We start from the raw sequence: 18,152 nt of genomic DNA, 5'->3' as shown, positions 1-18,152 counted from the left end.
TCAATCGAAACTCTCGACCTCGTCGGCCTCATCGTCGTAGAGCATTTTCATCAGCATCACATACCGGCTGAGGGACGCCATGCTGATGTCCCGAATGCACCGCTCTCGCAGCCTTCCGGCTTCAAAGCGAATGCTTTGACGCAATTCGGGGGCGTGAATACTGAATTGCTCGCTCGAATTCAGCATGCGGTGCAGTTCTTTGTCCCAGGCGAAGCACGCCCGCGCCTGACGTGTCATTGGCTGCGCGGTAGCTGCTGCGGCCCCCCACACGACACCAATGCAGATTGAGAGCGCGAAAGCTTGCCTCATCCGGCTCAGCTTTGGCCGACGCGGATCGAAAGCAGAGTGTCGGTGGAAAATACGTCTATTCTCTTCAAAGCTGCGCAACGTGGCCTTCCCTGTTTTCGTCCCCTGCGGAGTGACGGGAATGGACGATTGGTAGCTCCCAGCCCATCGCCGCCGATATCGCCTCGTCCTCGGTTCTTCGATCTGCGACGACGCACCTGTTCGCGGCCGAGCAATATTCGACGTACCAGCGGATCGTGGTCTCGCCGTTGGCAAGCCTTGAGGAAATCTCGATCCACGCCTGATCGATCGTGTCGTTTGTCTTCACGTGGCCCCCCACCATGGCGCGCCTGCCTCGGCGCGAATTTCGCCCCCAAGGCTCAAGCGTCGTCAGGAAGGAAATGGCCTCACAGGGGTTGGCTTCGTCGCGCCCTTCGCCAGTGACGCCCGCAAGAGCGGATGTGTCGTCGTTTCAAATGGCAGGTTCTGGTACTCCCAGCCTGCATCTTTGGCTTCGCGGTTCAGATGGATGATTTTGTATTGCACGCCTGAGCGCGTGTATCCGTCCCTGGGGGCAGGTTCGACGATCCCGTCGCTGATGAGAAGTTTGCCGTCTCGCTGTTGGTTCTGCTCAAAAGCCTTGAGCAGACGCTGGGTCTGCGGACCGAAGATGCCGTCGATCTTGATGGACCTGCTGCGTTCAACCGGGCCGTGTCCAGGATGGAAACGGGTGAAGTTGGCGAGCTTGATAAGCGTTTGCACGAGCAACACATCGTCACGTGCATAGGGAGCGTACAAGCCAGGACCTACGGGGCGGCTGACATTGTAGACCTGCTGCAAGACCTCTCCCAAATCGACCTTCATCGTGTAGGCCATAAGATGCCCCCCTAGACTAGGCGCAATAAATGCCCGACCGAGAAATGTTCTACATGCGTAAATTGGGAACGATGCCCATGACGGTTTTGACGAGATCGGATTGGCGTCTTGTCTTGCTCTTGGCGTAGATTGAATCGAGATGCATCTTCACTGTTGATCGGGCGACGCCCAGAAAATCACCGATCTCCTGCAAGCTCTGCCCTTGCAGCAATTGGGCCAGAATCTGCGTTTCCCGCGCGGTTAAAGCGAAGAGTTTTGTGGCAGCCTGAATGGGCGTCCGCAGTTCAGGCTCCGGCGACCGCAGGAGGATGAGATACTCTCTGTTGGCACTTTCCTCACCTAGCCGCAGGCATGTCATATGAAGTGACTGCTCATTACACCCATCAATGTATGCGTCTGATGCAACTGAAACTGATTGGGCTGAATTCAAAGCAGTCCCGAGGAATTCGATGGCACCATGGTGCGTCGCGACAAGGCGATTATTGCTCTCTTTTACAAAATAGCCCTCCGATAGATACCGTTCAGCCTGATGATTACGGTAGTCTATGCTGCCATCTGGGCGCACGATAAAAGCTGCTGCTGCGAGTGTTTCCAGCATCCCTCGCAGGGTGCCTTCTATGATATCCCGATGTTCAATGAGGCCGGAAATATGGATTGATCGCTGGACATGGGGAGCCAGGACGCGCGCAAGTTCGATATCCTGGTCGGAAAATACATCCCGCGCCTCGCTGACATTGACGCCGAGGTAGGCAAGCTTGGCGACCGTGCGCTTCAGGGGGATGATAAGGTAGTCCGACGTGCCATGCCCCTTAATCACGCGCTTCCAGTAAGGGGTGCGGCGCATTTCCTCCAATCCGTAGTCCCGCGATACGCAGAATGGTTCAGCTAGAGGCATGACCAGACCGAGGGCATTGAAAGGGCTTGTATGGATATTGGCTTGTACCGCATGAAGGAATTCGGCGGTCCAATTGTGCAAAGCCATAATGTCAGAAGCGCCTGTCAGCGTGTTAAGAACAGACAATTCTGCGCATATTCCGCCCATCGCATCGCAAAGCTTCTCCAGAACAGAAGGCCAGCGCCTTTTGTCTAAGGCGCAATCGTAAATGCACCCGATCAAGTCGGAGAGTTCCTTATCTGGGTGCATATGGTTATGCCCTGCGGCGGACAAGATCGTTTCTTTATAGCCATTCTAAAGGCATTTCTGAAGCGATACCCCCGCCGTTTGGGGGTAGAATCGTCGGTCGATTTCTTGCCAACTCTGTCGAACGATAAACGAAGGCAGAATGAAGCGGAACGCCGCCTGACAATCAGTTGCGGCACTTCGGAGAAACAGCCTTTCCTTCAAAATCCGCAACGCGCCGGGGAATGTGATCCCGGTTGTGGAGGAGGTCTACATTTTGGCTTCCGGGCGACGGTTTCCCAAAATGGCGGGAGCGGAAGCAAACGGGTTTCGCCAAGATCATTCCGATCGAGCAATGAGGCGTTCCATGGGCGCGCGCAAACTGTTTTCTGCACTGGCGGTACTGGCTATTGCTGGCTGCGTTGGAGCGTATGCAATCGGAGTAAAACTCCGGGATACAGCACGAGTTGAATACAGCCGGATGATCGCTGAAGAAACCACAGTGTTCTGTGCAAAATTCGTGAATGGAGCATCGTCTGCGCTACTGAAGCAGTGCGCCGATGATTTGATGGAACTGCGTCACCGTCATGAGGTTCGCCTCGGTGATCCATTCTATTCCAGCGCCAACTGATCTGAGCCTATAAGAAGGAGAACGGCCATGGCGTCTTCGTCGGACGCATCAAACGATTGTCCGTCTCTGCGGAAATTGACCACCGCATTTCCTCTTGTATTCATTCTTCTGGGCGTTCCCGGCGTGTCCCTTGCACAGGGTTCCCAGGACGTGTGCCCGAAGGGATATTCGGTCTTCGAGACGGTCTGCCTCCATGACGTAACAGGCGATGTAGTCAATCAGACACGCGCGAACGGAGCGGCAGGAACATCGTCGCCTGCACCCGGTCCGAGCAATGCACCGGCCCCGCCCAAATCTGGCGGATGAACGGTCCCGGCAACGCTCACTTCAAGAGGTGCATCATGCCTGATCGGCGGCCCCTTGGCGTTGGTTTCGCGCTTCTGTTGCTCAGTTTCCTTGGCTTATCGGGCATTGCCCGCGCTGGCTCGGCGGAAGCCTGCGCCTCGCGCGATCTGGTTGTCTTTGGCCTGATCGAGAGGCATGGGGAGGATCAGAGTCTTCCTGCCGAGATCGTGGCCGATGCCTCCATGAAGCTCCTCAATGCACGGATCGCCTGTCGCGACGGTCGCGAAGCGGATGCGATCGCAATCTACGCGGACCTCGACGCGAGGCTGGGCACAATGGCAAATCGCCGCTGAGCCTCTTAATCCCGACGAAGGGGGGCTTCCATGACCGCAGTCGAGATCGCCACAACGGCATTTACACTGTGTAACGCCGTTCGGGTCCTAGCCTATCTGCCGCAGATTTTACGCATCATCCAAGACCCGGACGGCGCACGAGCGATTTCGTGCGCGACCTGGAGTCTGTTCGCCATCTCGCACCTCACCACGGTCGTCTACGCGCTCGTAGCAGCCCATGATCCGACCATGGCGGCTGTCTTTGGCGGGAATACACTCGCGTGCCTTTTGATTCTCGGCCTGACGTTATTCAAACGACGGCAGGCGAAAGAACGGATAGCCGGTCTGGTTAGCGTGCAAACGAAGGCGATGGCCGGAAGTTAGAGGCTACCAGGAGACAGGCATGGGCGTTCTGACAAGTTCATATTTCCGCGACAGTGAGCGACTCCAGAAGTGCGCTGTCGATCACAAATATCATGTCACGATCGGCGAGCGAGGAAATCATGTCCAGCGCCTGCAATTGTATTTGCAGGATTGGTTCAATTTCATGGCGTCAAGCGCCAACGTTCCCGCTATACCTGAGGGATATAATGCCCAAGGAGGAATATTAACCTTTGAAGGATCATTGACGGCTTTTCTGTATAGCACTCGAACCTGGGAGTTCGGAGTGTACAATCGATCATTCGAAGACGCAGTTTTTTATTACAAAGCCATCATGAAATATTACAGTTTGATACGATCAGCCAAGGGGTTGAATGTTGACGGAATCGTTGGCGTTATGACGATTCGGAATATGGATGAATTCGCGCACGGTTTCCCAACCTCTCCGCCGCCGAATGCCGAGTTGAGCAAGGCAGCTTCGCCGACGATGAGAATAGCGGCGACCGTAGGCTCACGCCATATCTTGGGGCGTCTGAAGCGGGGATGAGAAACAACGCGCTGCGTTTCGCCAACGTCGAGCGATCTGCCATTGCCGCCTGAGCCGGGCCTATCGCCTCAGCACCGTCCTCCTCCTGCTGTCGCCCGATTCCCCGATGATCGGATGTTTCGCCCCTCCTGAACGTCTGACGGTCGCACGTCGCCACGCCCGTTCCGACCGTCCCGGCAGCCTGTTCCAAAAACCCTCCCGGATTCTCACTCCTGACCGTCATCGCAAACCCCTGTGGAATCGGTGCTGGCGACGATCCCCGAGGATTTCGGCGAGCGTGGTCGGAACCATCTGGTTCTGATCGTCACCCGCCCACGACGGCGGCGTCGCAATAACGGTCGTTTCCGCGACGCTGCTGATGTGGGCGGGATCGTCGGGGATTCTGCTGACGACGGTCTCGCAAAAACTAGTTGCAGAACTGGCGTCTCATGAGACGCTCGTTCCGACGAGTTTTGCGAAGGAGAGGCGATGAAGCTGGGGCTGGCGCGGGTTTCGACGGACGGACAGGATCACAGTCTTCAGCTTGACGCGCTGAAGGCGGCCGGGTGCGAGCGCATCTTCACCGAGACGATCTCGGGGACGAAGGCTGAGAGACCCGAGCTTCGGAAGCTCCTCGACCATGCCAGGAGCGGCGACGTGATCGTCGTCTATTCGCTGTCCCGGTTGGCGAGGTCCGTGCGCCACCTCATCGACCTGAGCGAGGAGTTCCAGCGCCGCGAGATCGGCTTGATGTCTCTAACCGAGTCGATCGACACCACCACCCCTGTCGGTCGCTTCCTTTTCCACCTTTTGGCGTCTTTGAGCGCCCTGGAAGTTGATACCCTTCGAGCCCGAACCAGGGCTGGGCTTTTGGCCGCCCGTGCCCGTGGTCGCGTCGGCGGACGCCCGAAGTCGCTCGACCCGGTAAAGCTGACCGTGGTGAAGACGCTGCTCGGCGAAGGGACGCTGACGGTCGCCGAGATCGCCGAACACGTCCAGGTCGCGCCCAGCACGATCTACAGGGCGCTCAAGGGCGGGCGGAGCGCGCTGGCCTGACCGGCCCGGAGTGATCCGGGCCAGTCATGTGATCAGAGGATCATGGTCTTGAACCAGATCAGGTTGTCCTCGTCGGGGAAGCAGAAGCGCACCTCCGCCTCGATCGGATCGCCCGGCTCCCACTCCTCGGCATAGTCCGACCAGAATGGCCCGGCACTCAGGACCTCGATGCCGCGCTCTTTGGCACGGCTGACGATGTCGTAGATGAGAGAGTGAACCGCATAGTCGAGGAAGTCCTGGCTGTGATCCGGGAAGCTGCCCTTCAACACCTCAGTCTCGACGCGGATCGCCTCCCGAACGATGTCTTGCATCGCGATGACGTGTGAGATCGTCGGCATCACGCGCCCCTCCGACCGAAGGTGCCCGAGCGCCCCAGCTTCTTGATGATGCCGTTAATCTCGCGAAGCCGCTTCCCTGGCGAGTTCGCGAACATCGCCGCCTGATGGAGCTTCGCCCTGACCTCGTGCAGTTCGAGACCAGCCCGGTGCAGAGCCGCACCCAGCAGGAAGAAGTTGTGGTGGCCCATTCCGCTCGGCGTCGAACGCCACGCATCGACCGCCCGCGCGATTTTTTCCTCCTGGCGTCCGGCCTGACTCTGCGCGTGGGCCGCAGCCAGCTTCTGCCGGATCGCCTGGAGCTTCGAGATGGTCTGGTCAGAGGCCGCGTCCTGCGTCGCGGGAAGCAGGATCGGCGTCCCCACCGTTACCGGACCGATTGAGGCGGGTTCTGGCTCGGGCCTCAAGCTGAGAATGCAGCGCTCGATCCACTGATGAAGATCGAGCGTCCCCCGCCGGGGATCACGCTCACCATAGTCAGTAAAAAACGACCCCTCCGGGTCCTTCGCCTGACAGGGCAGGTAGAAGAGCGAGGCGGCGTTGAACTTGCTCTCGTCGAAGCCGTGGCAGCGGGCGGGCCGGGTGCCCTTGCGCTTCTCCAGCTTCCGCTTCCCCCAATATCCGGCCTTCTCCAAAACCTGCTCGACCTGCTGCATGATGAGCCGGTGGACCTCGATGCTCATCGCGCAGCTAGTCGGGATGAAGGCACGCCAGCGCGGCTTCTGCGGCGTCGAAGACGCGGTGTTCCAGACCACGACCCTCAGGAAGGGGAACAGGTCGGCAAAGGCGTCCGGGGTCAGGTCGCCGCCGTCGTTGTCCAACCAGATGCCGCGCACATGCAGGATATTGTCGAGCCCGCGCGAGGTCTCCGCCGCCTTCTCCGGGTCGAAGTGGGCAGGCGAGATCAGACCCGCATCTTCCTTCGCGACCTGACGGCCATGCAGGTCACGGAGTCCGGCGATGAAGCTGTCGTCGTCCTGGTGGTCGATGTAGTCGAGGGGCTGGGCGTCATAGATCGTGGCGAAGGCGGTGCCGCTGGTGGACGATTGGGGCGCGGAAGCTGTGACGTAATCCCTTATATAGAGAGAGTTATCGTCACACCGGAACTCACCGATCTCGCTCGCGGAGCCAAGGCAGGGATACCGACCCATCGCGAATGAGGTCCCGTTGAGGCGGTCGAGTTCGGCGAACCATGCCTGCTTCTTGTTCTTGCGATAGACGCTGGTCTTCTCGGCATCGCTCTCGTGCTTGCGCCTGCGGCCCGCCTTGCCCTTGCGGGGCACCACGCCCATGCCGGGCAGCGCCTCGACCGTCGCGCCGGGGAAGAGATCGGCGAGCCATTCTGCGGTGTCGCGATCCATCACCACGACCCGCTTCGCGGTCATGTCCTGCGGATTGCGGATCGAGCAGCGCATCACGGCCTGATAGACCGCCGTCCGGTAGTGAGCGGTGCGGACTTCGTCCCCGTCGATCGAATACCCTTCCATGAAGTGGAAGTGCTGCGGCGGCGGGTTCAACGCCGAGACCACCACGACATTGTGGAAGCCCTGGTAGGTGTTCAACCCATGGGGCGTGTTGGGCAGGCGCTGCGCCGTGCCCGTTCCGAAGAAGCCGTCGTCCAGGTCCTTGTTGCCCATCCAGATGAAGGGCTCCGTACCGAGCAGCCCAACAACTGACCGCTTGACCCGATCGAGGAGCTTGATCGGATGACCGCTTCCCTCGTCTTCAACCAGCATGTCCCGGAAGCGCTTCGACCACGCTTCGTCGCAGGCGTAGTTGATCGTGATCCGCTCGCCGTGAGCGTGCTCGGCGTAACGGAGACTGGAGGTCAGCGAATCCCCTGCGGGCCGGAGATCGACGCCCTGGGCCAGGAACAGCCGGTAGAACATCGTCTCCTGCATGCAAGCAGAAGCCACCAGCACCTTCTTGAAGCCATCGAAGATGGACGGCTTCAACAGCGAGTAGGTGTTCAGGAGGCAGTCCTCCTGCTCGCCCCGGATCAGGCGCTCGAACTGTGCCTGCCCGGCATGAACCTCCCAATGCTCGGAGCAGACCCGGTTCACAAGCGGGCCGAAAAGCTTCAGCACGTCATCACCGTGCTTGTTGCGGGCGATCCTGGTGAGGCTCATCACTCGTCCTCCCCCGTCGCATCAGCGGCAATGGCCGCCAGACGCTCGCGGCTGACCAGCCGCCCGTAGGACGGTCCGCCCGGCACCAGTTCGAGGTGATCCGTGATCAGGCTGTGGGTCTCGGGCAGGTTCAGCGCCTCGAAGACATCCACCACCGGGGCCTCGTCCATGAGGAGGACCCAATCGGACTTGCGATGCAGGTAGGGCAGACGGAAGAAGGCGGCATGCGTGATGAACAGCACCTCGCCCTCGTCCGGGCGGGCGGTCTGGAAATGCTCGACGATCTTCCCGACGACCGAGGAGGTTCCCAGAGCCGCGCTGCCGTGAATCGCCACGACTGGATAGCGGGGAGCAAGTGGCTCAAGTTCGTCGGCGATCGTCAGGTCGATCAAATGCTTCGTAGGTTGGACGATGAGAACCTTCGAGCCACGCTCGGCGAGGCGGTTGGCATAGCGCACAAGGGCGTGCGTCTTGCCCGCCCCCGCCAGGGCGTTCAGGTAATGGATGGGCATAAAACAACGATCCTAAAATAAAACCCGCGAGGGGTGGCGGCACCTCGCGGGTTCAGTGGTCAAGGATCGTTGGCGACACACGTGGACGAAGATCAGGCGGCAATTGCCCGACACTTCTATTTAGTGCCGCCACGACACTCGACCCCGCCAGGGACCTGAAGCGGCAAACCCGCTCTATCCATACTTATCTCCGAGGCGGCTGATTCGTGGCAATAAACTTCGTTCGACGCTCAAGGGGAGGCTGGCCGATGATCAAGACCATGTTCGTCGAGGCGGAAACAAACACCCTCGGGTAGACCTCGACGCCATTGCGCCTCGACCATCCGACCGGCATAACCCTCTGACCTTGTTCGCCTGCCACATCAGGACTTCGCGGAGGACGCCCCTAGGGAGCGCCATTTTCTGCCATAAAAGTTCCTCCAAGTGTCTGGCGTGCAAGCGGTTTTCACCGTTTGACCATGCTTGGATGCTGAAGCTCGATGAGCTTCAGCCAGCGGAGCTTCACTTCGAGGGAATAACCAGCCCCGTACTTGTGGCCGACGCCCTGTGTGGTCCAGCCGCCGATGGCATCGACAATGTCGGCTGGGCACTCCGCAGCGCGGAGCCGATCACGAAGACTATGCCGAAACGAGTGGATCACGCATCCCTCTGGCAAACGGGAACGAAGCCACTTGTTCAGCGTCGCACTCGCCGAATTGGCGTTCACGTCGGTCATTGTGGCGTAGGTCGGAAACAGCAGCCTTCCCCGCGTGGCTTCCGCAAGTCGTTTCGCAGCCAACAGGGACGCGCCGACGAGCGGCACCGTTCGGATGCTCGATGCGGTTTTCAGGGAGCGCCATGGGTGCGGCTGGAGATCGATGTGCGGCACGGTTGCGTGAAGCTTCAGGTCTGTCTTCGTCAGCCCGAGAGCTTCAGCCAGCCGCAGCCCGGTATCGCTGATCAGCGCAATGAGGAGACGCTTGTCGTCGTCTATTTCCAGGCAGGTGTTCTGCACCGATTGGATGACGCTGCTCGGGATTGGCGGGCGTACGGTCTTCGTCCCGACCTCCGGGATGAAGGTGCCCGAGAAAGGGTTGGTGCAGTGGAGCCCGTGCTCGGAGATCGTCAGATTGACCGCTGCGCGCACCGTCGCGAAGACCCGCTTGATCGAGCTTGTCGTCAACTTTTTGGCGATCAGGAAATCACGGAAACGGCCCGCGTCGGAGCGTTTGAGATCGCCGATCACGGCATCGCCGAGGCAATCGACGACGTAGCCCAGGTGGCGATCGGTGTAGGCTTTGAAGCCCTTGCCTTTCCCGCCTCCCTTCAGCCGACGATAGAGATCACCGGCCTCGGACAGCCTGACACCTGATTCGGATGCTGTTGTCGCTTGCGTGCGCTGCGAAGCCGTTGATCCTGGGATGCGTCGCAGCACGCTTTCCAGGCGCATCTGCGCCCAGACCATCTCCAACTGCGCCGAGAGCACGCTGGCCGACTTGCGCGCCTGGGTAGGCGAACGAGTGTGCAGGCAGGTGACGATGCGTGGCTTGTCGAATCGAGGCTGGAGCGGTTTCGGGACCCGGCGCGAGAAGTAAAAAACGCCCCGCTTCGTGAAGGTATAAATCGCGTTTTGGTCTACCACGCGGTACACTCCAAGCATGGTCAAACGGTGAAAACCGCTTGCACGCCAGACACTTGGAGGAACTTTTATGGCAGAAAATGGCGCTCCCTAGGGGACTCGAACCCCTGTTTTCGCCGTGAGAGGGCGACGTCCTAGACCGCTAGACGAAGGGAGCAGCGCTGCCGAGGGCGCCTATGTAGTCGGACAGCCGCGCGACCGCAACAGCTTTTTGCATCGTCCGCGCATAAAGATGCGATGCTGGGAAAACGCGCGGTAAAATGCCCGGAAACCCCGGGTGATCGCGCGTTTTCAGCGCCCGCCACCCAACTTCCATAGGCCAGAGCCAGAATCCACCGGCGACAGGCGCAACAGCCGAAAACGCCCCAAACGACGCATCGGCAGTTGTCCTGCACCGCATGAAGCCCGATGCTGGCGCGATCGGGGCGGCATCGGCCGACCCGCTTCCAGCGGAGACGGCGGCATAGCCATGGCGGAGTGGCGGATCGAGCGGCCTGATGGCGAGACCACGCCCGGTCAGGCATGCGCGCCGTCCGTGGCCGGCGTGACCAGGAGCGCGCAATCGACGCCAGCGCCTTGGAGAAAATCGGCGAGCCATGCCCGCATGGCCCTCCAGGCCGGCTGGCGCGGATTGGTCGGCATCGTCTATCCGCCGACCTGCATCGCTTGCCGGGCCGCCACCGGCGAGGCTCAGGCGCTCTGCTCGGCCTGCTGGCGCGGCATCGGCTTCATCGAGCGCCCCTATTGCGAGCGCCTGGGCACGCCGTTTCCCGTCGATCTCGGCGCTGGCCTGCTCTCCCCGGCGGCGATCGCAGACCCGCCGGTCTTCGCCCGAGCGCGGGCCGTCTGCCGTTTCGACGGCACCGCACGGGAGCTGGTCCATCGGCTGAAATATGGCGACCGCGTCGAGCTCTCGCTGACGCTGGGCCGGATGATGGCTCAGGCCGGGCGCGAGCTGGCCGCCGATGCCGACCTCGTCCTGCCGATCCCCCTCCATCGGACGCGGCTGTGGCGGCGGCGCTTCAACCAGGCTGCCGCCCTGGCGCAGGTGATCGCCCGCGAGACCGGGCTGCCCCTCGCTGCCGCGACCCTGGCGCGCATCAGGCGCACCCGCCGGCAGGTCGGGCTGACGCGCGCCCAGCGCGCTGAGAACCTGCAGGGCGCCTTCCACGTCTCCGCAGCGGCACGCAGCCTGGTCGAGGGCCGGCGCATCCTGCTGGTCGACGACGTGCTGACCACCGGCGCGACGGTCAATGCGGCCTCGCGCGCCCTGTTGCGCGCCGGTGCGACCGCCGTCGATGTGTTGACCTTCGCACGGGTCGTGACGGATGGCCGGGAAGTCACTACATGAGGCGGATCGAAACGAGAGACGCGCCCCGATGCCGCCGGTCACGATCTACACCACGTCCTGGTGCCCCTATTGCAAGGCCGCCAAGGCCCTGCTGATCCGCAAGGGCGTGGCCTTCACCGAGATCGATGTCGACGGCAAGCCGGAGCTGCGCCAAGCGATGACGGCGCGCGCAGGTGGGCGAACCTCGGTGCCGCAAATCTTCATCGGCGAGAAGCATGTCGGCGGCTCCGACGACATCCACGCGCTCGACGCCCGCGGCGAGCTCGACAAGCTCCTGGCGGCCTGAGGCAGAGCGCTCCCGCCCCTGCCGCGGCATTCCTCGATGGCCATTTGCCTTGGTGGCTCTGCGCCACCATCTATGACGACATGATCCGTTACGCCCTCATCTGCGACAACGCCCACGAATTCGAAAGCTGGTTCGCCTCCTCGGCCAGCTTTGAGGACCAGGCGAAACGCGGCTTCGTCACCTGCCCGGTCTGCAACAGCGCGAAGGTCGAGCGCGCCGTCATGGCGCCCAATGTCGCCCGCACCGATCTCGGCCCGAAGACGCCGGGGCCGGTGGCGGAGGCGCCCGCTCCGGCCGCCGCAGCGCCTGCGCCGGTCGCGTTGATGAGCGAGAAGGAGCAAGCCTTTCGCGAGATGGTCGCAGCCCTGCACCGCCATGTCAGCGAGAATGCCGAGCATGTCGGCAAACGCTTCGCCGACGAGGCCTTGAAGATCCATCACGGCGAGGCGGAAGAGCGCGCGATCTACGGCGAGGCGACGCCGGACGATGCCCGGATGCTGCATGAGGAAGGCGTCGAGTTTCTGCCGCTCCCCCGCCTGCCGGGCTCGGGGAACTGAAGCGCTCCTCGGGCGTTTCTGATCACGAAACCGCGCTCACAGTGATTTTCAGCGCTGCCGGGATTACGATTTCGGCAAGGTTTGTGAGACGGGCCTGACGAAAATTTTCGACGCAAGATCACGAATTTTTTCGTTTGGTAACAAGAGGCTATCAGCCAAACACCTCCTGCCGGGAGGGGCTTGGCGGCTGTCTGTGCGACGTCCCCCCTTCCTTCCCCGATTAACTTTCTGTTAAGGAATTCGCGGTTCCTTGCCGGCAATCCCGGTTTGCCGCCCTCGGCGATCACGGGTCCGGAACTCAGGAGGTTGCCGCATGAAGCGGACCGCGATCGCTGCTCATGGTCTTCGTTCCGGCGAGAATTCCCGGCATGGCAGCAAGGCGATCCCGCTTCTGATTGCGCTGGCGGCCCCCGCTCTCGGCGCCTGCAGCATGTCCCCGGTCGAGACAGCAGCGACCTCCGCTGCCGCCCCGGCCGTGAAGGAGCCGGCCAAGGCCCGCAAGCATGCGGTCGCGCTGGCCAAGGCGGATCCGCGCGAGAAGGAATGCCTCGTCCGCGCGATGTATTTCGAATCGAACCGCTCGAGCGAGTCGGGCCTGCTCGGCGTCGGCACGGTCGTGATGAACCGCGTCGAATCGGCGAAATATCCCGAGACGATCTGCGGCGTCGTGGGCGCTCCCCGGCAGTTCGCCGCCGGCGTGCTGAGCCGCCCGATGACCGATAAGGTCCTGCCGCGGGTCGAGGCTATCGCCGAGGACATCCTCAACGGTCGCCGCAACGAGGCGGTCGGCGCTGCCAAGCACTTCCACATGGCCGGGATGCGCTTCGGCTACAACAACATGCATTACGTGACCGTGGCCGGCGGCAACGCCTTCTATCTGAAGGGCGAGCGTCCCGAGCGCCGCCGCATCGAGGAGCCGACGATCCAGCTCGCTTCGGCCTCGACCACCTCCATCCCGCTCACGACGGCCTCCTCCTCGGCGACGACCGCAGCTTCCTTCGCCTCCGCGCCGCTTGCCTTCGCGCCGGAAGCGCCAGCGCCGAAGCTGCCCGCGCTCGAGAGCCCGATCGCCACGCTGATCAAGAACGCGCCGCTGCCGCCCGGCCGACCGCTGGATCTCGACCTGCCCAAGGCGCCCTTGCGCGCCTTCGTCTCGCCGCCCAAGGACGACCGCCGCGTGGCGCTGCTGTCGACCGCCGATATGCGCGGCAGCCTCTCGTCGCGTTCGCGCTGAGGCTCCTGGCTCGCCTGGAATCTTGCCTAGCCTTCGTCCTGAGGAGCAGCCGAAAGGCTGCGTCTCGAAGGATGATCCAGGAGGCTCCGGAGATATCTGGAACATCCTTCAAGACGCCGCTGACGCGGCGACCTGAACAAAAATCTCGTCAGCCTAACGTCGCACGGGACATCGCCGAAGCTCTGGCGTTATCTTCGCCGCAGTGCAACATTCAGATTGCTCTGCAATACGGGGAGACGCCATGACCGCGACGGACAAGGGCGGCCGGGAAACGGCCCAGCGCGACAAGCCGTGGATCTTCCGGACCTATGCCGGTCATTCCGACGCGTCGGAATCCAACAAGCTCTATCGGACCAATCTCGCCAAGGGCCAGACGGGCCTCTCCGTCGCCTTCGACCTGCCGACCCAGACCGGCTACGACCCCGATCATGTGCTGGCGCGCGGCGAAGTCGGCAAGGTCGGCGTGCCGATCTCCCATCTCGGCGACATGCGGGCTCTGTTCGACCAGATCCCGCTGGCGCAGATGAACACCTCGATGACGATCAATGCGACGGCGGCCTGGCTGCTCTCGCTTTACATCGCCATCGCCGACGAGCAGGGCGCCGACCGCAAGCTGCTGCAGGGCACGACCCAGAACGACCTCGTCAAGGAATACCTGTCGCGCGGCACCTATGTCTTCCCGCCGCGCCCCTCGATGCAGCTCACCACCGACATCGTCGTGTTCACGGCCAGCGAATTGCCGAAATGGAACCCGACCAATGTCTGCTCCTACCATCTGCAGGAGGCCGGCGCCTCGCCGGTGCAGGAGCTCTCCTTCGCGTTGGCGACGGCCATCGCCCTGCTCGATTCGATCCGTGCCCGGCCGGAGGTCTCGGCGGAAGAATTCCCCGGCACGGTCGGCCGCATCTCCTTCTTCGTGAATGCCGGGATGCGGTTCGTCACCGAACTCTGCAAGATGCGGGCATTCGTCGAGCTCTGGGATGAGATCACGCTCGGCCGCTACGGCATCGCTGACGAGGCGATGCGGCGCTTCCGCTATGGCGTGCAGGTCAATTCGCTGGGCCTGACCGAACCGCAGCCGGAGAACAACGTCTACCGCATCCTGATCGAGATGCTGGCGGTCACGCTATCCAAGAAGGCCCGCGCCCGCGCCGTGCAGCTCCCGGCCTGGAACGAGGCGCTGGGCCTGCCGCGCCCCTTTGACCAGCAATGGTCGCTGCGCATGCAGCAGGTCCTCGCCTATGAGACCGACCTGCTCGAATTCGGCGACATCTTCGATGGCTCGACCGTGGTCGATGCCAAGGTCGCTGCGCTGAAAGCCGCCGCGCTGGAGGAACTCGCCAAGATCGACGACATGGGCGGGGCGCTTGCCGCCGTCGAGAGCGGCTACATGAAGCAGGCGCTGGTCGAGAACGGCGCCCGCCGCATCGAGGCGATCGAGCGCGGCGAGCAGGTCGTCGTCGGCGTCAACAAGTTCACCAACAGCGAGCCCTCCCCGCTCTCGGCTGGCGACGGCGCCGTCGTCACCGTGCCGGATTCCGTCGAGACCGAGGCCATCGCCCGGCTCAAGGCCTGGCGCTCCGCCCGCGATGCCAAGGCCGCCGAGGCAGCGCTCGCCGAGCTCGCCGCCAGCGCGCGCGAGAACCGCAACGTCATGCCGGCCTCGATCGCCTGCGCCAAGGCCGGCGTCACCACCGGGGAATGGGCGCAGACCCTGCGCGAGATCTTCGGCGAGTATCGTGCGCCCACCGGCGTCGACACGACGAAGCTGGGTGACGCGACCGGCCTCGCTACGGCCAAGGCGGCCGTCGAGAAGGCGACCGAGCGTCTCGGCCGCGCGCCCCGCTTCCTCGTCGGTAAGCCCGGCCTCGACGGCCATTCCAACGGCGCCGAGCAGATCGCCGTGCGCGCGCGCGATGCCGGGATGAGCGTCAGCTATGGCGGCATCCGCCAGACGCCGGAGGAGATCGTCAGCGAGGCCCGCGAGCAGCAGGCCGACATCATCGGGCTCTCGATCCTGTCCGGCTCGCATCTGCCGCTGGTCCGCGACGTCACGGCCCGCCTGCGCGTCGCCGGGATGGACGTGCCCGTCGTGGTCGGCGGCATCATCCCACCCGACGACGAGAACGCGCTACGCAACATGGGCGTGGCGCGGGTCTATACGCCGAAGGATTTCGCGCTGGACGGCATCATCGCCGATGTCGCAGGATTGGCGGCGAAGCAGGGATAAGCCCGCTGTCATCCCGTGCGCGCTGCGGCGTGTAACGCCGCTGCGCAGACACGGGACCGTTCGCAGAAAGAGGCGCCTTCTCGTCACGCGGCCCCGCGTCTGCGTCGCAGCACTGCGTGCCGCAACGCGCACGGGATGACCGCGCCCTTCCCCGCTACACCATCCCAACGCTCTTGAGCTGCTGATAGGCCTTCAGAATTTCCTGAAGCGTGCCCTCGCGCGAGCGGTCGCCACCATTCGCATCCGGGTGGAAGCGCTTCACCAGCTCCTTGTAGCGCGCCTTGATCGCCGCGGAATCCGCCGTGTCGTCCAGCCCGAGTGTATCCAGCGCCTTGCGCGCGACGATGCCGACGCGCGATTCCGGCTGGGCCGCCTGCTGCTTGTTGCGCGCGCCGAACAGGTTGAAGGCGTCGTGCATGTCGGCGCTGGCTTCGCCATTCGCCTTGCGGCCACGCTGCGACATCCGCGCCGCCTTGGAATTGACGCCGAGCTTCCAGGTCGGCCTGTGGCCGATCTCTTCCTGCTTCTGGTAGGCGGCGAGCGCCTCGTCATCCATGCCGGCGAAATAATTGTAGGTCGCGTTATAGGCCTTCACATGATCCATGCAGAACAGGAAGAACTGGCCCTCGCGGCCACGGCCCTTCGGCGCGCGGAACTCGCCGGCGCGGGCGCAGCCCGGATGGTCGCAACGTGGCGCGCCGCTCTCCAGCGGCGCTTCCGCCTCGGAAGCGCCGATCCTGATGCTGTCGAAGAGGCGTGAGTTGATGTTCATCGTCGACGGGTTATGAGACGCAGGAGCTAGGGTCGGCAAGTGCGATGCGACACATCGCCGGACCGACGAACAATCATGGCAACGGTGGCGCGATCATGACCTCAATCAGCGAAAGAATCACGCAAAAGCTGACCGCGGCCTTTGCGCCACAGGCGCTCAGGGTCATCGATGAATCGCACCAGCATCAGGGCCATGGCGGCTGGCGCGAGGGCGGCGAGACTCATTTCAGGGTGGATATCGTGTCGGAGGCCTTTTCCGGCAAGAGCCGGCTCGAACGCCACCGCCTCGTCAACGCGGCCCTGGCGCAGGAGCTGGCCGATCGCGTCCACGCCCTGGCTATCGCCGCAAAGGCGCCGGGCGAAGGCTGAACTACGGTGCCGTGGAAGCGGTAGCTTTCGGTTCCGCCGGAGCGGCGACATAGACCACCAGCGCCGCGGCGAGCATGGCACCCATGAAGACGAACAGCCAGCCGAAGGTTACGTGCGCGTCATAGCCGTGCCCGTCGAGGGCATTGACCAGGCGCCCCGACAGCCACTGCATCACGCCTGCCCCACCCATGAAGACGAAATTCATGAAGGTGACGCCGCGGCCGATCTCCTGTGGCGTCATGAAGGCGCGCGCATGCGCCATCACCACGGCATAGGTGACGCCGAACAGACCGATGGCGAGAAGCAGGCCGACCGCGAGGCGGGATGATGCCTCTCCCCACAGAGCCAGCGCGAAGCAGGCCAGAATGACGGCAACGGCAAAGGCGATGACCGTCGGCTTGGCGCCGATCCGCCGATAGAGCGGCAGCACCAGCAACGCACCGACCGCGATGATGCCTCCCATGGCCATCGCCGCATAGCTCGTCGCAGCGAGATCGAAACCATGAACTTTCTGGAGATAGGGCGCGATCCACAAGCCGCGAATCGAGATCGTCACGCCGTAGCTCACGAAGGTGATGGGAAAGATCAGCCAGAGCGGCCGCTTCACCACGATCTGCTTGATCCCACCCAGCAGCGAGACATGCCGTTGTGACGCGTCCGGCAGCGGCGGCGGGTCCTTGAGCAGCAGCATCACGAGCAAGGTTATGAACGCCACGATCCCGGCAAGCCCGAACACGGTCGCACGCCAGCCATAGGCCGCCAGGAAATAGGCGAGCGGCGCGCCGCTCAAGGGATCGCCGATCGAACCGAAGCCGATCAGGAAGGACGACATCGTCGCGAAATGCCGGGGTGAATAGAGCCGCGCAGCCAGATAGAAGCCGGACATCAGGATCGGTGCGCAGCCGATGCCGATCAGCGCGAGCGCCGTCAGCGCAGTGAGATAGTTTCGCGACAGGCCGAAGATCACCGTCCCGGCGAGCGCGACCAGCAGGAAGCCTGCCAGCGTCCGCCGCGGGCCGATCCGGTCGAGCGCATAGCCGACCGGGAATTGCGAGAGCGCGAATGCGATCAGCCAGGCCGACTGCAAGCTGCCGAGCTGACCCTGGTCGAGGCCGAGATCACGCGTGAGGTCCCCCGAGATCACCGCCAGGAAGGCGCGGAAGAACTGGCTCAGGATATAGGCCAGCAGCAGGACGACAAAGCTCGTCACGAAGCGTCGCTTTCGCTTAGATCATCGCGCGTCCTACCGGACGCGGTAACGATGACCT

Annotated in this window: 21 protein-coding genes and 1 tRNA gene; 11 read left to right on the top strand and 11 right to left on the bottom strand. The window is 62.7% G+C overall.

The features are described from left to right. From Q0Q36_RS02835 to Q0Q36_RS02820, 4 genes are all read right to left on the bottom strand, one after another. Entirely contained in the window at window positions 1-387 is a 387-nt protein-coding gene (locus Q0Q36_RS02835; RefSeq protein ID WP_293795359.1) for a hypothetical protein, read from the bottom strand. Next, window positions 374-613 carry a hypothetical protein gene (locus Q0Q36_RS02830; protein WP_293795358.1) on the bottom strand — a complete coding sequence of 80 codons (240 nt, stop codon included), beginning with the start codon at window positions 611-613 and terminating at the stop codon, window positions 374-376. Before Q0Q36_RS02830 ends, Q0Q36_RS02835 begins: the two co-directional genes overlap by 14 nt. A gap of 62 nt (window positions 614-675) precedes the next feature. Continuing rightward, the gene (locus tag Q0Q36_RS02825; RefSeq protein ID WP_293795357.1) at window positions 676-1,161 is read right to left on the bottom strand and encodes a hypothetical protein; all 486 of its coding nucleotides are present in this window, start codon (window positions 1,159-1,161) and stop codon (window positions 676-678) included. Between the two features lie 49 nt (window positions 1,162-1,210). Beyond that, window positions 1,211-2,329: a helix-turn-helix transcriptional regulator gene (locus tag Q0Q36_RS02820; protein ID WP_293795356.1), complete on the bottom strand. Its 1,119-nt coding sequence runs from the start codon at window positions 2,327-2,329 to the stop codon at window positions 1,211-1,213. Between the two features lie 319 nt (window positions 2,330-2,648). On the opposite strand from Q0Q36_RS02820, the gene Q0Q36_RS02815 reads away from it, so the two are divergent. The 5 genes from Q0Q36_RS02815 (at window position 2,649) to Q0Q36_RS02795 (ending at window position 5,492) form a co-directional block, all read left to right on the top strand. Next, window positions 2,649-2,912: a hypothetical protein gene (locus Q0Q36_RS02815; RefSeq protein WP_293795355.1), complete on the top strand. Its 264-nt coding sequence runs from the start codon at window positions 2,649-2,651 to the stop codon at window positions 2,910-2,912. A 341-nt stretch (window positions 2,913-3,253) separates the two neighbouring features. Next, window positions 3,254-3,550, top strand: coding sequence for a hypothetical protein (locus tag Q0Q36_RS02810; protein ID WP_293795354.1), 297 nt, complete (start codon window positions 3,254-3,256; stop codon window positions 3,548-3,550). Window positions 3,551-3,580: 30 nt separating this feature from the next. Then, the gene (locus Q0Q36_RS02805) at window positions 3,581-3,913 is read left to right on the top strand and encodes a hypothetical protein (protein ID WP_293795352.1); all 333 of its coding nucleotides are present in this window, start codon (window positions 3,581-3,583) and stop codon (window positions 3,911-3,913) included. Window positions 3,914-3,932: 19 nt separating this feature from the next. After that, entirely contained in the window at window positions 3,933-4,457 is a 525-nt protein-coding gene (locus Q0Q36_RS02800; RefSeq protein ID WP_293795351.1) for a hypothetical protein, read from the top strand. A gap of 468 nt (window positions 4,458-4,925) precedes the next feature. After that, window positions 4,926-5,492: a recombinase family protein gene (locus tag Q0Q36_RS02795; protein WP_293795350.1), complete on the top strand. Its 567-nt coding sequence runs from the start codon at window positions 4,926-4,928 to the stop codon at window positions 5,490-5,492. 32 nt (window positions 5,493-5,524) lie between these two features. On the opposite strand, the gene Q0Q36_RS02790 is transcribed toward Q0Q36_RS02795, so the two are convergent. The 5 genes from Q0Q36_RS02790 to Q0Q36_RS02770 all read right to left on the bottom strand — a co-directional run bounded on the left by Q0Q36_RS02790 (window position 5,525) and on the right by Q0Q36_RS02770 (window position 10,243). Continuing rightward, window positions 5,525-5,830: a hypothetical protein gene (locus tag Q0Q36_RS02790; protein WP_293795349.1), complete on the bottom strand. Its 306-nt coding sequence runs from the start codon at window positions 5,828-5,830 to the stop codon at window positions 5,525-5,527. Further along, window positions 5,830-7,956 carry a hypothetical protein gene (locus tag Q0Q36_RS02785; RefSeq protein ID WP_293795348.1) on the bottom strand — a complete coding sequence of 709 codons (2,127 nt, stop codon included), beginning with the start codon at window positions 7,954-7,956 and terminating at the stop codon, window positions 5,830-5,832. Before Q0Q36_RS02785 ends, Q0Q36_RS02790 begins: the two co-directional genes overlap by 1 nt. Further along, window positions 7,956-8,468, bottom strand: a complete 513-nt coding sequence (locus Q0Q36_RS02780; protein WP_293795346.1) for a DEAD/DEAH box helicase family protein — start codon at window positions 8,466-8,468, stop codon at window positions 7,956-7,958. The genes Q0Q36_RS02785 and Q0Q36_RS02780 overlap by 1 nt, the downstream gene beginning before the upstream one ends. Before the next feature lie 445 nt (window positions 8,469-8,913). After that, a complete protein-coding gene (locus Q0Q36_RS02775) occupies window positions 8,914-10,089 on the bottom strand; it encodes a DUF6538 domain-containing protein (protein ID WP_293795344.1) in 1,176 nt (391 codons plus the stop codon). Window positions 10,090-10,167: 78 nt separating this feature from the next. Beyond that, window positions 10,168-10,243 (bottom strand) — tRNA-Glu (locus Q0Q36_RS02770). A gap of 447 nt (window positions 10,244-10,690) precedes the next feature. Between Q0Q36_RS02770 and Q0Q36_RS02765 the strand changes: the two genes are divergently transcribed. The 5 genes from Q0Q36_RS02765 (at window position 10,691) to Q0Q36_RS02745 (ending at window position 15,744) form a co-directional block, all read left to right on the top strand. After that, a complete protein-coding gene (locus Q0Q36_RS02765) occupies window positions 10,691-11,437 on the top strand; it encodes a ComF family protein (protein WP_293795342.1) in 747 nt (248 codons plus the stop codon). A 28-nt stretch (window positions 11,438-11,465) separates the two neighbouring features. Beyond that, window positions 11,466-11,723, top strand: coding sequence for a glutaredoxin 3 (gene grxC, locus Q0Q36_RS02760; RefSeq protein ID WP_293795340.1), 258 nt, complete (start codon window positions 11,466-11,468; stop codon window positions 11,721-11,723). An 80-nt stretch (window positions 11,724-11,803) separates the two neighbouring features. Further along, on the top strand, window positions 11,804-12,280 hold the full coding sequence (locus Q0Q36_RS02755; RefSeq protein WP_293795541.1) for a DUF1178 family protein: 477 nt from the start codon (window positions 11,804-11,806) through the stop codon (window positions 12,278-12,280). 313 nt (window positions 12,281-12,593) lie between these two features. Beyond that, window positions 12,594-13,514 carry a cell wall hydrolase gene (locus tag Q0Q36_RS02750; RefSeq protein ID WP_293795338.1) on the top strand — a complete coding sequence of 307 codons (921 nt, stop codon included), beginning with the start codon at window positions 12,594-12,596 and terminating at the stop codon, window positions 13,512-13,514. 241 nt (window positions 13,515-13,755) lie between these two features. Then, on the top strand, window positions 13,756-15,744 hold the full coding sequence (locus Q0Q36_RS02745; protein WP_293795337.1) for a protein meaA: 1,989 nt from the start codon (window positions 13,756-13,758) through the stop codon (window positions 15,742-15,744). 154 nt (window positions 15,745-15,898) lie between these two features. Here the strand turns inward: Q0Q36_RS02745 and Q0Q36_RS02740 are convergent, their stop codons facing one another. Then, window positions 15,899-16,516 (bottom strand): J domain-containing protein, encoded by a 618-nt coding sequence (locus Q0Q36_RS02740; RefSeq protein ID WP_293795336.1) that lies wholly within the window; start codon window positions 16,514-16,516, stop codon window positions 15,899-15,901. Window positions 16,517-16,611: 95 nt separating this feature from the next. Between Q0Q36_RS02740 and Q0Q36_RS02735 the strand changes: the two genes are divergently transcribed. Then, window positions 16,612-16,884 (top strand): BolA family transcriptional regulator, encoded by a 273-nt coding sequence (locus tag Q0Q36_RS02735; RefSeq protein ID WP_293795335.1) that lies wholly within the window; start codon window positions 16,612-16,614, stop codon window positions 16,882-16,884. A gap of 1 nt (window position 16,885) precedes the next feature. Here Q0Q36_RS02735 and Q0Q36_RS02730 read toward each other — a convergent pair whose 3' ends face one another. After that, the gene (locus Q0Q36_RS02730) at window positions 16,886-18,094 is read right to left on the bottom strand and encodes an MFS transporter (protein WP_293795333.1); all 1,209 of its coding nucleotides are present in this window, start codon (window positions 18,092-18,094) and stop codon (window positions 16,886-16,888) included. Window positions 18,095-18,152: the final 58 nt, after the last annotated feature.

The sequence above is a fragment of the uncultured Allobosea sp. genome (assembly GCF_945957345.1).
GTDB lineage: Bacteria > Pseudomonadota > Alphaproteobacteria > Rhizobiales > Beijerinckiaceae > Allobosea.
The sequence above is the reverse complement of the archived record's forward strand: the minus strand, read 5'-3'. Positions and strand labels throughout refer to the sequence as shown.